We start from the raw sequence: 13,718 nt of genomic DNA, 5'->3' as shown, positions 1-13,718 counted from the left end.
ATCGGGATAATTCTATTTATCTCCTTCCTCTAGCACGAATAATTTAGAGGAACCTTTGAAAGGCAAGTTAGTTAAAACCTAAAACCTAAAAAATTGAAATCAAGGTTCGGATAACAATAAGGTTTATAAATTCCACTGATATTGCGGCCAATTATTTTCATTGGCGGCTTGGAGAAGTCGGTGGTCGCCGTTGACAATAAATGTTTCGTCGGCGAATTGGCACATCGGGAGGTCGTTAGCAGAGTCGGTGTAGAAGTATACATACGCATCGGTGATTGGCTGGTGGCGAACCCAATTCATAAGGCGTTTAACCTTACCTTCCTTAAAGGTTGGAATACCATCAATTTCGGTCGTATAGCAGCCATTTTGCTGCTTAATATCAATGCCCATGGCGACATCGGCATTGAGTTGAGCCGCGATCTTTTTGACAATAAATGAAACGGTTGCAGAGATCACAATAATCGGGATCCCCTTGGCGCGGTAGCGGGCGATCGTTTGACTCGCTTCAGGGTAGATCTTTGGTAAAACCACGCTTTGCACGAAATCATCCAGCCAGATATCCACTTGTTCCGTTTTGATATTAGCGAGGGTTTGCAGGTTAAAATGCAGGTAAGTCGGCATATCCAAAGTGCCTGCATTATACTGCGCCATCATGGCTTTATCGGCTTCCACAAACTGCGGGTCACTGATGATTTGCTTATCCCACAGGTATTGTGTCCACAATACGCTGCTATCCCCTTGAATCAACGTATCATCTAAGTCAAAAATGGCTAATTGGTTTTGCATTATATTCCTATCGTATGATTAGCTAAGTGCGCAAATTTCATTTTTATTAAACATTAACTTAAGGCGGGTGCCAGGTTCAAATAAACGTTCAGAAGAGCGATTGAGTAGGTCGACGGTCATATTTCCTACAGGGGTATTCACGCTATAACGAATAATATTGCCAAGCAACTGATGATCTAAAATCACGGCATCCACAGGGTGAGAAATATGTGTACCGTATTGGCGACCCGCTTCTTTCACATAAATAGATTCAGGGCGGATGGCGAGTGTACCCTGTAAATTTAACCCTAACATGGTATTGGCTTTGTGAGCATCCACCAAATTGTAGTGCCCCATAAAACGAGCAACAAACTCGTTCGCTGGCTGGGTATAAATATTCTCTGCCGTATCACTTTGTACGATCTGCCCTTTATTCATCAAAAAGATCCTATCAGACATGATCATCGCTTCGTCTTGGTCATGGGTGACAAAAATCGTCGTTAGCCCAAGTTCCCGCTGAATATGTCGAATTTGCTGGCGCAAATGCTTACGAATGCGTGCATCAAGGGCGGATAACGGCTCGTCGAGTAATAAAATTTGCGGTTTCATTACTAGCGCCCTTGCTAGTGCCACGCGTTGGCGCTGTCCGCCTGACAATTGGTGGGGAAATTGCTGCTCTTTACCTTGCAATTCAACTAGTTCGATTACTTCTGCAACGGCTTTGGTTCTTTCGTTGCTATCGATTTTACGTATTTTTAAGCCGAAGGCGATATTGTCTGCGACGGTCATATTGGGGAATAGCGCATAGCTTTGAAACACCATGCCCACACCGCGTTGTTGGGCAGGTTGGTGGGTAATATTTTTGTGGTTAATATAAAGCTCACCACTATTAGGTTGCTCAAGGCCTGCAATACAGCGTAATAACGTTGATTTCCCGCAACCACTTGGCCCTAATAGGGTGATAAATTCGCCTTTTTCAATGGTAAATTGAATATCGGCGAAGACCTGATTTGACCCGAAAGATTTCGTTAAGTTTTCAGCAATAACATAGCTCATCATTCATCTCCTGAACGATTTAAACGCATTGCTAACCACGTCAGCAATAACGTAAATAAGAAGTAAGACATCACTAGTGCAGAAGTGAAGTGCCCACTGGTTTGGCGCATATTGAACAAGTAGATTTGCAAGGTCTCATAACGTGTTCCCACTAAAATATTGGCAAACACAAACTCACCCATCAAAAATGAAAATGAAATTAATAATGAAACCAACATGCCTTTGCGAATATTTGGCAGCACAATCATCATGAAAGCATTAAAGGTATTTGCCCCCAGCAAATGTGCCGCATCCATTAGGTCATGTAAGTTAATCCCTTGAAAACTATTGGCGAGGGCGCGGTACATAAATGGCAGTGTGATGGTGAAATAGGTGCCAATTAAGATCCATGGAGTGCCCACTAACATAAATGGTTCATCCGCGAAAATTTGCAATAAACCGACGGACGACACCACGGGGGGGATCGCAAAAGGGAGGATAATCAATAAATCCATTAGCCCTTTTAGCTTGGGAAAGCGATAAAACACAGCAAATGTCATCGGTAAAATGACCAAGGTACTGATTAACAGCGTGCCAAAACAGATAATCAACGAACGGCCAAATGCCATTAAAAACCGCGGGTCTTGCCACAATTGCAGATACCATTTAATGGACAAAGCATCGGGTAACACGGTTGCGCCCCAAGAACTGGCGATGGAATACACAAACGTAGCAATAATAGGCAGTGCTAATAAGCTGGCAACACTGATTAGCACTAACTTATGAAACCATAATCCAGAGTTCTTATTGGTTATTATAGGGCTAATCACATTGTTATTTTGCATGGTAGCTCCGCTTGATTAACCAATGATGGATACCCGTGATAAACCCTAAGATAGCGATAAGTAGGACGGATAACGCCGCCGCCATATTTGGCTCGAGGAATAAATCACCAGACACTAAACTGGCAATACGGATGGTCACAAGGTTGTAGTTACCGCTGGTTAACGCATAGGTACTGGCGTACGCACCCATCGCATTGGCAATTAAGATAATAAAAGTGCCAAGTAAAGCTGGGGAAAGCACTGGAATAGCGACTTTCAACCAATAGGTTAATTTGCTGGCCCCCATGGTTTTTGCCGCATCTTCCCACTCAGGTTTGAGGGCATCAAAGGCAGGGTAGAGCAACAATACACCGAGTGGAATTTGAAAATAGACATAAAGCAGCATTAACCCGCTGGCGCTGTAGATATTAAAATCTTCGATAATCCCCCACGCTTTGAGCTGCAAAGTGATTGCGCCATTAAAGCCCAAAATAATGATAAACGCGAAGGCCAGCGGAACGCCGCTAAAGTTACTTGCCATGGTGGTGAATGAAATCATCATTCGGCGCACCTTGCCTTGCATCTTGTAGATAGAAAAGGCGGTAACACTAGCGATAAACAAACCGATCATGCTACAAATCAACGATAACCATAAGGTATTTTCGAAGGCTTGCAGGTAAAAATCATTGGTAAACACATCAAAGTAATTACCTAAGGACCAGGCTTCTTCATAGATAAAACTGTTGATAAACACCCAAATCATCGGGGCGAGTTGAAATAGGCCAAACAATACAAAAAAGGGCAACAAGAGTAATGCTGCGCGCCAGTGAAAACGGGCAAAGGTTTTTTTTAACATGGCCATTTTCCCCAGCTTTGGTTGGGCTTGCTCGTAGGGCGCAGTCAGGTCAGCCATCATGGATCTCCTTGTAATAGCGCATCACACACAGGCTTGTCGAGCGGATCGATACCCAATAAACGGCATACTGTGCCACAAATGTCAGTTTGCTGAATATCACAAGGCTGATGGGCAAATTTTGAACCCATAACAAACAGCGGAACCCAGCACTCTTCGGGGAGTGTACCGCCATGGCTACGGTCATTGTTCATACCATGGTCACTAGTGACAAGAATTTGATAGCCTTGCTCAATCCATGTTGGGATGTAATTCGACAAAATAATATCGGCATGGCGAGCTGCATTGCGGTATTGCGGTGAATCAAACCCGAACTTGTGCCCTGTATCGTCAATGTTCATCGGGTGAATCAACAAGAAGTCAGGATTAAATTGGTTACGCAAATACTCTGCATCCAGCAAGAGATGGTCATCGGGGTAGCTGTCTGCTTGGTAAAAACAGCCGTGCTGAATAGTGAGCAATTCATCGTGCGTAAAGCGGTCGCGAGTCGCCACGAATGGTGCGCGGTTATATAGCTCGCTCACCCAATAATAAGCGGCAGCTGCTGTGGTTTTGCCTGCAAGACGTGCGAGAGAGAAAATGCTGTCAAAGTGGGATAAACGTATAACCTCATTGTTGACGATCCCGCTTTTCACTGGCGGCACACCTGTTAAAATGCATTCATACAACGGGCGGGACATGGAAGGGAGTTCGCATTCCAATTGATAAAGTGTTGCGCTATCGGCTTTGATAAGTCCATTGAGATAGCCCATACACTGATGGGCTACTGAATAATTTAAGCCGTCTAGGACAACAAGTATGACTTTTTCAGACATCAGACTTTTATTCCTAAATTCAACAAATTCAATTACTGCTGGTGGATCAGAACTTGTTGTTGCCACATTTTTGGTAAATTACGCGATGATTTTTCCCAGCCGTCAGCATCTTTGATTGGCTGAACATTTTTATACTGTTCTTCTGGTAGTAATTTTGCTTTAACATCATCAGGTAATGTCAGATATTGGGCACGAATTGGACGAGCATAGCCTTCTGCCAGGTTCAACTGACCTTTATCACTGAAAATAAATTCACGTGCTAACTTGGCCGCATTTGGGTTTTTTGCAAATTTATTGATGATAGTGGTGTAGCCAGAGATCACTGAACCATCGGATGGAATGACAACAGTAAAACGATCTCGGTTGATCTGATCGCGATAATTCAAGGCGTTAAAGTCCCATAAGATCCCAACTTCCACTTCCCCTTTTTCAATATTTGCAACGGTAGGGTCATTGACTGATAGGCGCTTTTGCTTAGCTAACTCAGCAAACAATTCAATGGCAGGTTTAAGGTTATTTTCATCACCACCGCGGGCAAATGCAGCGGCTAAAACGGCATTGTTGGCTTGTGCTGCAATGCCAACATCACCTACAGTGACTTTGTATTTGCCTTTTAATAAGTCATCCCAACTTTTTGGTGCATCTTTAACTAAGTCATTATTAATCATAAAGGCAATTGAACCGGTATAGGCTAATGCCCAGTGGCCATCTTTATCTTTTGCCCAATCAGGAATTTGTGACCATGTGGTGGGTTTATAAGGCTGGGTAACTCCTTTTTGTACCGCTACAGGGCCAAACGATGCGCCTACATCACCAATATCTGCCGTTGCGTTATTTTTTTCGGCGGCAAATTTGGCAATTTCTTGTGCGGAACTCATATCCGTATCTTGGTGTTTTAAGCCATATTGCGTGGCTAAATCTTGCCAAGTTCCTTTCCAGTTTGCCCAAGAATCAGGCATCCCAACGCTGTAAACTTGCCCTTCTTTTTTCGCTGCATTGATTAACTCTGTTAAATTAGCATCAGCAGCAAATGTCATACTGGATGCGGTCAGTGATAGTAAAATCGCAGGAACGATAGCTTTCATTGTTTTCTCACTTTTGAGGAACGGTGAACCAGATTGGTTACTGAGCATCCTAATTTTAATAAGTGACAGTGAATTGACCGTTTTATGACAGTTTTTAGACATTTTAAGGGATGAATTGTCTAAAAACTGTCAAAATTGACAGAGATAGGAAATGAAACAAACGTTTGAATGACATTGTGTCAAAGAAGTGTATTGTGTGATTCGAGACTGATTTTTTATCGACAACCTTTTTATCAACAACAAAAAGCCAAAAAAGATAGAGAAAATGAATAAATTAACGTTAGTAGGAACAGAAAGTGGCTGGTGGTTCGTCTGTTTCGCTGGTCGATTGTGGTTACCGAAAGGGGATATTCCACGCGGCAGTGCTAAAGACTATTCATTAGAAGGTAAAAGTGCGACGCCAATCGGTGAATGGCAAGGGGAAATTGTCTGGCTGATCGCAGAAAAAATGCCATCAGATATGGCGTCTCCGCGGGTTGTTGCAGCGCAAGATGAAGGCTTATTCCGCCTAGCTGGGCGCGGCGTACAACTGGCTGAATTCTATCGTTCCCACCGCTATTGTGGTTACTGTGGTACGGCAATGCGCCACAGTGCAACAGAATGGGCGTGTTTGTGTGATCATTGCCATGAGCGTTATTACCCACAAATTGCTCCTTGTATTATCGTAGGGATCCGTCGTGATGACCATATTCTCTTGGCGCAGCACCGTCGTCATTCCCAAAACCCATTATTTACCGTATTAGCAGGTTTTGTTGAGGTGGGTGAAACATTAGAAGAAGCCGTTATGCGCGAAGTCATGGAAGAGAGCCAGATAAAAGTGAAAAATATTCGCTATGTCTCTTCACAGCCATGGCCTTTCCCTCATTCCTTAATGATGGGCTTTCTTGCGGATTATGAGAGCGGTGATATTCAGGTTGATCCAAACGAGTTAGTCAGCGCAAATTGGTATCATTACAATGACTTACCGCTTATCCCTCCAGGGGATACTATCGCAAGGCGCTTAATTGAGGACACAGTAGCGTTGTGTCGTCAAAGTGAGTACGAATCGGACAAGTAGCAGTGCGCTGATATTGTTGCCTTTTACATGTTACAATAGCCATCTTTGCTTATAGCCATTTGCGGCGGCCACTAATAATAATGGAGTAAATAATGACTGAGTTAAAAAATGACCGCTATCTACGTGCTCTGCTACGTCAGCCTGTAGATGTGACCCCGGTATGGATGATGCGTCAAGCGGGGCGTTATTTGCCTGAATACAAAGCAACGCGCGCCGAGGCTGGTGATTTTATTGCGCTGTGCAAAAATACTGAGCTTGCGTGTGAAGTGACATTGCAGCCATTACGTCGTTTCCCATTAGACGCCGCAATTTTATTCTCTGATATCCTAACTATTCCTGATGCCATGGGACTTGGACTGTATTTTGAAACAGGCGAAGGTCCACGTTTTCAAAAGCCTATCTCCTCTGTGGCGGATGTAAAAAACATCCCAATTCCCGATCCTGAAATGGAGCTGGGGTATGTGATGGATGCTGTTCGTGCCATTCGTAAAGCCCTTGAAGGGAGCGTGCCACTAATTGGTTTCTCTGGAAGCCCATGGACATTAGCTACTTACATGGTAGAAGGCGGTAGTAGTAAAGCCTTCACTAAAATCAAAAAAATGATGTATGAAGACCCGAACACACTGCATTTATTATTGGATAAACTGGCGGATAGCGTCATTTTATACTTAAATGCGCAAATTCGTGCGGGCGCACAATCCATCATGATTTTTGATACATGGGGTGGTGTATTAACTAAACGTGATTATTTACAGTTCTCTTTGAACTATATGCATAAGATCATTGATGGATTAATTCGTGAAAACGATGGCCGTCGTGTGCCAGTTACCTTGTTCACCAAAGGTGGCGGGCAGTGGTTAGAAGAAATGGCTGCAACTGGTTGTGATGCATTAGGCCTTGATTGGACAACAGAAATTGCCGATGCGCGCCGCCGTGTTGGCGATAAAGTTGCGCTGCAAGGTAATATGGATCCGTCTATGTTGTATGCGCCACCTGCACGTATTGAAGACGAAGTGCAAAATATCCTGTCTGGTTTTGGTCACGGCGAAGGGCATGTTTTCAACTTAGGTCACGGCATCCATCAGGATGTGCCACCTGAGCATGCAGGCACATTTGTTGATGCGGTTCACCGTTTCTCTCGCCAATATCATCAGTAGTCATCATTTCTTGATGTTCTTGATTTGTGGTGTATTTATAGAACCTTGTAAGTACACCATTATCATCTATGATTAAGAATAATTAAGTATCGAAGCATTGGATGCGCTATGGTTTTAGATACTCAACAGCTACGAAAAGAACAAACTAACCAAGCCTCAAAAATCATTTTGCAGGATGAGTTTCCATCATTGAAACTGATTGGTGGGGCGGATGTGGGCTTTGAACAACAAGGCACAATTACTCGTGCAGTGATCGTTGTGCTGTCTTGGCCACAGTTAGAACTCGTTGAGTATCAGATAGCACGAATCCCGACTCAGTTGCCTTATATACCTGGGTTACTTTCTTTTCGTGAAGTGCCTGGTCTAATGGCTGCGTGGGAAAAAATACAGCACAAGCCTGAATTAGTCCTCGTGGATGGGCAAGGTATTGCTCACCCAAGGCGCTTTGGCGTGGCTTGCCATTTTGGTTTACAGGCCAATGTTGCAACGATAGGCGTTGCAAAAAGTCGTTTATGTGGTGATGCAGCTGAATTAGGCGACTCTCCCGAAAGTGTTCAGCCATTAATGGCAGGGAAAAATCAACTCGGTTGGGTATTGCGGAGCAAAAAACGCTGCAAACCATTATATGTTTCGCCGGGGTATAAAGTCGGTTTTTCGTCTTCCTTATCGTGGGTTAAGCAGTGTCTAAAGGGTTATAGGTTGCCTGAACCAACACGTTTTGCTGACGGAATTGCATCAAATCGAACGTTTTTTAAGCGAATGAATGAGAAAATCAGCTAATTATCAGCAAAATATGTGGCATTGACAGATTTTCAGGTAAACTGCGAAGTATTAAGATTGATGAGTCAGAAATTATGTTAAGAAATCCCATTCATTTGAGGTTGGAAAAATTAGAAAGCTGGCAACATACAACTTTCATGGCAAGTTTATGTGAAAGAATGTATCCCAACTTTCAGATGTTTTGTCAGCAAACTGAATTTGCCGATGCAAAAGTTTATCGTTCCATCCTTGATTTAGTTTGGGAAACTTTGGTCATTAAAGATAGCAAAGTCAATTTCGACAGTCAGTTAGAGAAATTAGAAGAAATTATCCCATCAGCAGATGATTTCGATATGTATGGTGTGTATCCAGCTATTGATGCCTGTATTGCATTAGGTGAAATCATTCACTCAAAATTGAGTGGGGAAACCCTTGAGCACGCAATATTGGTTAGCGAAGCCTCCATTCGTACGGTTGCCATGCTCGAAATGACTCAAGCAGGGCGGGAAATGACAGATGAAGAACTTAAAGAAATTCCTGCGATTGAAGAAGAGTGGGATATCCAGTGGGACATTTTCCGTTTACTGGCAGCTTGTGAAGAGCGCGACTTAGAGTTAATTAAAGGATTAAAATCTGACCTTCGCGAAGCGGGGGTGAGCAATATAGGTATTACTTTAGGCTAATTTTTACGCTTTCGTTATCGAAAACGTGACTTAGCGCAGTAATGCTGAGTACTAAGACTTCACATTTGCCCCTACTCTGGTCTACATTTAGGGGCGAGAAGAAGTGGCTATCGGGGGCGTGTATCAGGGGCTGTCAATTTGGCATATCCGACGCACTCGATGCTTTGCAAACGATAAACACACTGTGTAAGGATAATTTATGAACAAGACTGAATTAGTTGATGCTATCGCAGAATCAGCAGACCTGACCAAAGTTCAGGCAAAAGCAGCTTTAGAATCTACTCTGAATGCTATTTCTGAAACGCTGAAAAAAGGTGACAGTGTACAACTGGTCGGTTTCGGTACTTTTAAAGTTAGCCACCGTGCTGCTCGTACTGGTCGTAACCCACAAACTAAAGCAGAAATCCAAATTCCTGCGACAACTGTACCAGCTTTCTCTGCCGGTAAAGCACTGAAAGAAGCTGTAAAATAAGTACATTGTATACTCGAATTATCAGAGGGGGTAAGAAACTACCCCTTTTGTTTATTCAAAAAGGGTTGCTGGTATTGGGAGCTCTCTCAATGCTAAGCGCCTGTTCCTCGAATGCACCAAAGCTTCCAGAGTTTAGTGCAAGTGGTTTTATTGCCGATGATGGCGTCATTCGTATGTGGCGGCTGAATGATGCAAAAAGCCAACCCCTTGTCCTGATGATGGTTTACAGTCCTTATAAAGGCACTGATACTTCCGTTAATTTCTTCGAATACCGTTCTGGTAATCTCTGGCAAATTCGCAGCCAAATCTTGAACCAAAAAGGTGGCGATATTACGGAACAATTACGCTTCGATAAAAATAATGATGTTATTTTTATGCAGCGTGCTCAGGATGGTACTAAAACACCTCTTTCTACCGATGAAATCACGCGTTGGCGCTTTGAAGCAGCTCGGGTACTTGAGACCAACACCGCGCTTATCGTGGGTGGCGTTAAACTTTATCAAGGGCGTTGGCAGCAAGGTAAAGTGACGACTTGCGAAGGTGATGTGAGAGACGTGACTTTCGAACCATATGCTGAAAACTGGTTACAAAGCCGTGCGAAAGTGTGGCATTCTCAGCTGAATTTGGCGTGGTTGGAGTCTTCCGAGGGAAATCAGCTTTTGATGGTGGCGGATACGGATTTTTGCCGCTGGCAGCCTTCTAAAGATAGCTTATAAATAATCGCTCGTCGTCTTTCAATCCATAGCGTTGTTGGCTGCTCTCAGCTACTTAGGTCACATACTTATGTATGCTCCCTAAGATATCTTCGCTTGCCGCCTAGCTCTGAATTGAAATACTTAGAGCCATTGGCTGTGTGAAGGTTAAAGGCAAAACTTAAAAAGTAAAAAGCTGATAAAAGTTTCCTCTTACCAGCTTAGAGAATAGTTTGATTCTTTGTATTAGTTACTTAATACGTGCGATGGCGCGGTAACCGATGTCGTTGCGATAGAAGCTATCATCCCAGTGAATATCTTTTGCAGCCTCATACGCTTTAGCTTGGGCTTTAGCAATATCATCACCTAATGCTGTGACACACAGCACACGACCACCGGCAGTGACAACCTCACCTTCTTTCAGGCGTGTCCCTGCATGGAAAACCTTGCTGTCAGTCGTCTCAGTCGTAGGTAATCCAGAAATAATATCACCATTACGGTAATCACCAGGGTATCCACCTGCTGCAATGACTATACCTAGAGCAGGGCGCTCATCCCATAGAGAGTCTTTACCTGCTAGCTCCCCTTTCGCGCCAGCTAGGCACAGAGCAACCAAATCCGACTGTAGGCGCATCATGATTGGTTGAGTTTCAGGATCACCAAAACGGCAGTTAAATTCGATAACTTTTGGATTGCCCGCTTTATCAATCATTAACCCTGCGTATAAGAAGCCTTGGTAACGATTACCTTCCTGATCCATGCCTTTAACAGTAGGATAAATCACTTGCTGCATCACACGTTGATGAATTTCATCTGTGACAACCGGAGCGGGAGAGTAAGCCCCCATTCCGCCTGTATTGAGGCCCGTATCACCATCACCAACACGTTTATGGTCTTGGCTAGTGGCCATTGGGATGACATTCTCACCATCGACCATCACGATAAAGCTGGCTTCTTCACCATCAAGAAACTCTTCAATCACAATACGGTGTCCAGCATCGCCAAAGGCATTGCCTGCTAACATATCTTGCACAGCGTCTTTTGCTTCTTGAAGTGTCATCGCGACAATAACACCTTTGCCCGCCGCTAAGCCATCAGCTTTAATCACGATAGGTGCGCCGACTTTATCTAAATACGCTAACGCGGGTTCCACTTCTGTGAAATTTTCATAAGCCGCAGTCGGAATATGATGGCGAGCTAAAAAGTCCTTAGTAAATGCTTTTGAACCTTCAAGTTGTGCAGCCCCTTTTGTTGGGCCAAAAATTGTTAAGCCTGCCGCTTTAAATGCATCGACAACGCCAATCACTAAAGGGGCTTCAGGACCGACAATCGTTAAATCGATTTGTTTTTCTTTGGCGAACTGCAGCAGGCCATCAATATCAGTAGCAGAAATATTCACATTTTCGATAGCAGACTCAAGTGCTGTTCCTGCGTTACCTGGTGCAACATAAACTTTTTTTGCTAAAGGCGATTGCGCTGCTTTCCACGCTAATGCATGTTCACGGCCACCACCGCCAATAATTAATATATTCATGAATAATCTCCTAATAATTAGTGACGGAAATGGCGCATATTAGTGAAAATCATCGCAATACCATGTTCATTTGCCGCAGCAATGACTTCTTCGTCACGAATTGAGCCACCTGGTTGAATAACACAAGTTACACCAACGGCGGCAGCCGCATCGATACCATCGCGGAATGGGAAGAAAGCATCTGAGGCCATCGCACAGCCTGCAACTTCTAAACCTTCATCGGCCGCTTTGATCCCCGCAATTTTAGCTGAGTACACACGGCTCATTTGGCCTGCACCAATCCCGATGGTCATGTCATTTTTAGAATAAACAATCGCATTTGACTTAACGAATTTCGCGACTTTCCAGCAGAATAAGGCATCTTTTAGTTCACGTTCAGTAGGTTGGCGTGTCGTAACAACGCGTAGTTCTTCTTTTTCTACCATGCCTAAATCACGGTCTTGGACTAATAAACCACCGTTAACACGTTTGAAATCTAAGCCTGCAACGGGTTTATTCCATTCACCGCAAACAAGTACGCGAACATTTTGTTTGGTTTCAAGAATCGGTAATGCATCATTTGCTACTGAAGGTGCAATAATGACTTCAACAAATTGACGTTCAATAATAGCTTGTGCAGTTGTTTTATCTAACTGACGGTTAAACGCGATGATACCGCCGAACGCAGAGGTTGGGTCAGTTTTGAATGCATTATCATAAGCTGTATGAATATCTTTGCCGATAGCGACACCACAAGGGTTCGCGTGTTTTACAATCACACAGGCAGGCTCATCGAATGACTTCACACATTCCAGAGCAGCATCGGTATCGGCGATATTATTATAAGAAAGCGCTTTGCCTTGAATTTGCTGAGCGGTTGCAATCGATGCTTCTTTTGGGTTTTCTTCTATATAGAAAGCGGCATCTTGGTGGCTGTTTTCGCCATAACGCATATCTTGTTTTTTGATAAAGTTTAAATTCAATGTGCGAGGGAAACGACCAGAAGGCTGCGTGGTATCACCATAATAAGGGGCAACTAACTCGCCAAAGTAGTTCGCTATCATGCTGTCGTAAGCGGCGGTGTGTTCAAACGCTTTTATGGCCAAGTCAAAACGGGTTGCCCAATTCAGCGAATTTTGGTGATCATCCATTTCATCAATAATAGTTTGGTAGTCATTGCTGTTGACTACGATCGCAACGTCTTTATGATTTTTAGCCGCAGAGCGCACCATGGTTGGGCCTCCGATATCGATATTCTCAACTGCATCTTCTAGTGTGCAGTTTGGTTTTGCTACTGTTTGAGCAAAAGGGTATAAATTCACAACAACCATATCAATAGGCGAAATATCATGTTCTTGCATGATTGCGTCATCAGTGCCACGACGCCCTAAAATGCCACCATGAACTTTCGGGTGCAACGTTTTTACGCGGCCATCCATCATTTCAGGGAATCCCGTGTAATCTGAAACTTCAGTCACGTTAAGACCTGATTCTGCGAGGAGTTTCGCAGTACCGCCAGTTGATAGAAGTTCAACACCACGTTCGGAAAGCGCTTTAGCGAATTCAACAACCCCTGTTTTATCAGACACACTAAGCAGGGCACGACGAATAGGACGAAGCAGTTGCATGAGATAGATCCCTTGGATTTGAATAAATAAGGCAATACGAATATCAATGAGTGAAAAGCCACTGGCTTTTCTTATATACCTATTTATAAAAGCGGAATTTGATTGCTTCTTCAATAGCGATATATAAGTCACTAACAATTTCAGAACATAAAAACAAAATCAATGCTGAAATTTCGCGCTAATTGTAACGCAAACGTTTGCGTAATGCGCGATAAATTTTAAATTATTTTCGCTTTGTGGATAACTTGGTGGATAAGTCAGTATAAGTAGGGGTTTTGCTGTGGAATGCAGCAGTTGAATAAAAAAATGCAAAAAAGGGG

At 43.5% G+C, this 13,718-nt stretch carries 14 protein-coding genes; 6 read left to right on the top strand and 8 right to left on the bottom strand.

Going from position 1 to position 13,718, the window contains the following annotated elements:
* Positions 1-123: 123 nt before the first annotated feature.
* Genes PSF27_RS20400 through PSF27_RS20375 form a run of 6 tightly spaced genes read right to left on the bottom strand, consistent with a single transcriptional unit; the run spans position 124 to position 5,437 of the window.
* Entirely contained in the window at positions 124-786 is a 663-nt protein-coding gene (locus tag PSF27_RS20400; RefSeq protein WP_272539918.1) for an HAD family hydrolase, read from the bottom strand.
* A gap of 18 nt (positions 787-804) precedes the next feature.
* Positions 805-1,821, bottom strand: coding sequence for an ABC transporter ATP-binding protein (locus tag PSF27_RS20395; protein WP_306803887.1), 1,017 nt, complete (start codon positions 1,819-1,821; stop codon positions 805-807).
* Positions 1,821-2,645 (bottom strand): ABC transporter permease, encoded by an 825-nt coding sequence (locus PSF27_RS20390; protein ID WP_225820913.1) that lies wholly within the window; start codon positions 2,643-2,645, stop codon positions 1,821-1,823. Before PSF27_RS20390 ends, PSF27_RS20395 begins: the two co-directional genes overlap by 1 nt.
* The gene (locus PSF27_RS20385; RefSeq protein ID WP_272682154.1) at positions 2,635-3,537 is read right to left on the bottom strand and encodes an ABC transporter permease; all 903 of its coding nucleotides are present in this window, start codon (positions 3,535-3,537) and stop codon (positions 2,635-2,637) included. Before PSF27_RS20385 ends, PSF27_RS20390 begins: the two co-directional genes overlap by 11 nt.
* A complete protein-coding gene (locus PSF27_RS20380; RefSeq protein ID WP_272682152.1) occupies positions 3,537-4,352 on the bottom strand; it encodes an alkaline phosphatase family protein in 816 nt (271 codons plus the stop codon). Before PSF27_RS20380 ends, PSF27_RS20385 begins: the two co-directional genes overlap by 1 nt.
* A gap of 32 nt (positions 4,353-4,384) precedes the next feature.
* Positions 4,385-5,437 (bottom strand): ABC transporter substrate-binding protein, encoded by a 1,053-nt coding sequence (locus PSF27_RS20375; protein WP_225820915.1) that lies wholly within the window; start codon positions 5,435-5,437, stop codon positions 4,385-4,387.
* Positions 5,438-5,702: 265 nt separating this feature from the next.
* Between PSF27_RS20375 and nudC the strand changes: the two genes are divergently transcribed.
* From nudC to PSF27_RS20345, 6 genes are all read left to right on the top strand, one after another.
* Positions 5,703-6,494 (top strand): NAD(+) diphosphatase, encoded by a 792-nt coding sequence (nudC, locus tag PSF27_RS20370; protein ID WP_206086791.1) that lies wholly within the window; start codon positions 5,703-5,705, stop codon positions 6,492-6,494.
* A gap of 92 nt (positions 6,495-6,586) precedes the next feature.
* Positions 6,587-7,651, top strand: coding sequence for a uroporphyrinogen decarboxylase (gene hemE / locus PSF27_RS20365; protein ID WP_272539915.1), 1,065 nt, complete (start codon positions 6,587-6,589; stop codon positions 7,649-7,651).
* A gap of 108 nt (positions 7,652-7,759) precedes the next feature.
* The gene (gene nfi, locus PSF27_RS20360) at positions 7,760-8,431 is read left to right on the top strand and encodes a deoxyribonuclease V (RefSeq protein ID WP_272682151.1); all 672 of its coding nucleotides are present in this window, start codon (positions 7,760-7,762) and stop codon (positions 8,429-8,431) included.
* A 74-nt stretch (positions 8,432-8,505) separates the two neighbouring features.
* Positions 8,506-9,093: a YjaG family protein gene (locus PSF27_RS20355; protein ID WP_206086788.1), complete on the top strand. Its 588-nt coding sequence runs from the start codon at positions 8,506-8,508 to the stop codon at positions 9,091-9,093.
* A 199-nt stretch (positions 9,094-9,292) separates the two neighbouring features.
* A complete protein-coding gene (locus PSF27_RS20350; RefSeq protein WP_206086787.1) occupies positions 9,293-9,565 on the top strand; it encodes an HU family DNA-binding protein in 273 nt (90 codons plus the stop codon).
* Positions 9,566-9,654: 89 nt separating this feature from the next.
* Positions 9,655-10,281 carry a DUF1481 domain-containing protein gene (locus PSF27_RS20345; protein ID WP_206086786.1) on the top strand — a complete coding sequence of 209 codons (627 nt, stop codon included), beginning with the start codon at positions 9,655-9,657 and terminating at the stop codon, positions 10,279-10,281.
* 226 nt (positions 10,282-10,507) lie between these two features.
* Here PSF27_RS20345 and purD read toward each other — a convergent pair whose 3' ends face one another.
* Both purD and purH read right to left on the bottom strand, forming a co-directional pair.
* The gene (gene purD / locus PSF27_RS20340) at positions 10,508-11,791 is read right to left on the bottom strand and encodes a phosphoribosylamine--glycine ligase (RefSeq protein WP_272682150.1); all 1,284 of its coding nucleotides are present in this window, start codon (positions 11,789-11,791) and stop codon (positions 10,508-10,510) included.
* A gap of 17 nt (positions 11,792-11,808) precedes the next feature.
* On the bottom strand, positions 11,809-13,398 hold the full coding sequence (gene purH / locus PSF27_RS20335) for a bifunctional phosphoribosylaminoimidazolecarboxamide formyltransferase/IMP cyclohydrolase (RefSeq protein WP_272682149.1): 1,590 nt from the start codon (positions 13,396-13,398) through the stop codon (positions 11,809-11,811).
* Positions 13,399-13,718: the final 320 nt, after the last annotated feature.

Origin of the sequence: Providencia sp. PROV129, assembly GCF_028482245.1 — a bacterium.
Classification (GTDB): domain Bacteria; phylum Pseudomonadota; class Gammaproteobacteria; order Enterobacterales; family Enterobacteriaceae; genus Providencia; species Providencia vermicola.
This window is presented reverse-complemented; position numbering and strand designations above follow the sequence as displayed.

Coding starts and splice junctions, on each gene's coding strand:
- PSF27_RS20400 (WP_272539918.1), bottom strand. CDS start 786: ATGCAAAACCAATTAGCCATTTTTGACTTAGATGATACGTTGATTCAA.
- PSF27_RS20395 (WP_306803887.1), bottom strand. CDS start 1,821: ATGAGCTATGTTATTGCTGAAAACTTAACGAAATCTTTCGGGTCAAAT.
- PSF27_RS20390 (WP_225820913.1), bottom strand. CDS start 2,645: ATGCAAAATAACAATGTGATTAGCCCTATAATAACCAATAAGAACTCT.
- PSF27_RS20385 (WP_272682154.1), bottom strand. CDS start 3,537: ATGGCTGACCTGACTGCGCCCTACGAGCAAGCCCAACCAAAGCTGGGG.
- PSF27_RS20380 (WP_272682152.1), bottom strand. CDS start 4,352: ATGTCTGAAAAAGTCATACTTGTTGTCCTAGACGGCTTAAATTATTCA.
- PSF27_RS20375 (WP_225820915.1), bottom strand. CDS start 5,437: ATGAAAGCTATCGTTCCTGCGATTTTACTATCACTGACCGCATCCAGT.
- nudC (WP_206086791.1), top strand. CDS start 5,703: ATGAATAAATTAACGTTAGTAGGAACAGAAAGTGGCTGGTGGTTCGTC.
- hemE (WP_272539915.1), top strand. CDS start 6,587: ATGACTGAGTTAAAAAATGACCGCTATCTACGTGCTCTGCTACGTCAG.
- nfi (WP_272682151.1), top strand. CDS start 7,760: ATGGTTTTAGATACTCAACAGCTACGAAAAGAACAAACTAACCAAGCC.
- PSF27_RS20355 (WP_206086788.1), top strand. CDS start 8,506: ATGTTAAGAAATCCCATTCATTTGAGGTTGGAAAAATTAGAAAGCTGG.
- PSF27_RS20350 (WP_206086787.1), top strand. CDS start 9,293: ATGAACAAGACTGAATTAGTTGATGCTATCGCAGAATCAGCAGACCTG.
- PSF27_RS20345 (WP_206086786.1), top strand. CDS start 9,655: ATGCTAAGCGCCTGTTCCTCGAATGCACCAAAGCTTCCAGAGTTTAGT.
- purD (WP_272682150.1), bottom strand. CDS start 11,791: ATGAATATATTAATTATTGGCGGTGGTGGCCGTGAACATGCATTAGCG.
- purH (WP_272682149.1), bottom strand. CDS start 13,398: ATGCAACTGCTTCGTCCTATTCGTCGTGCCCTGCTTAGTGTGTCTGAT.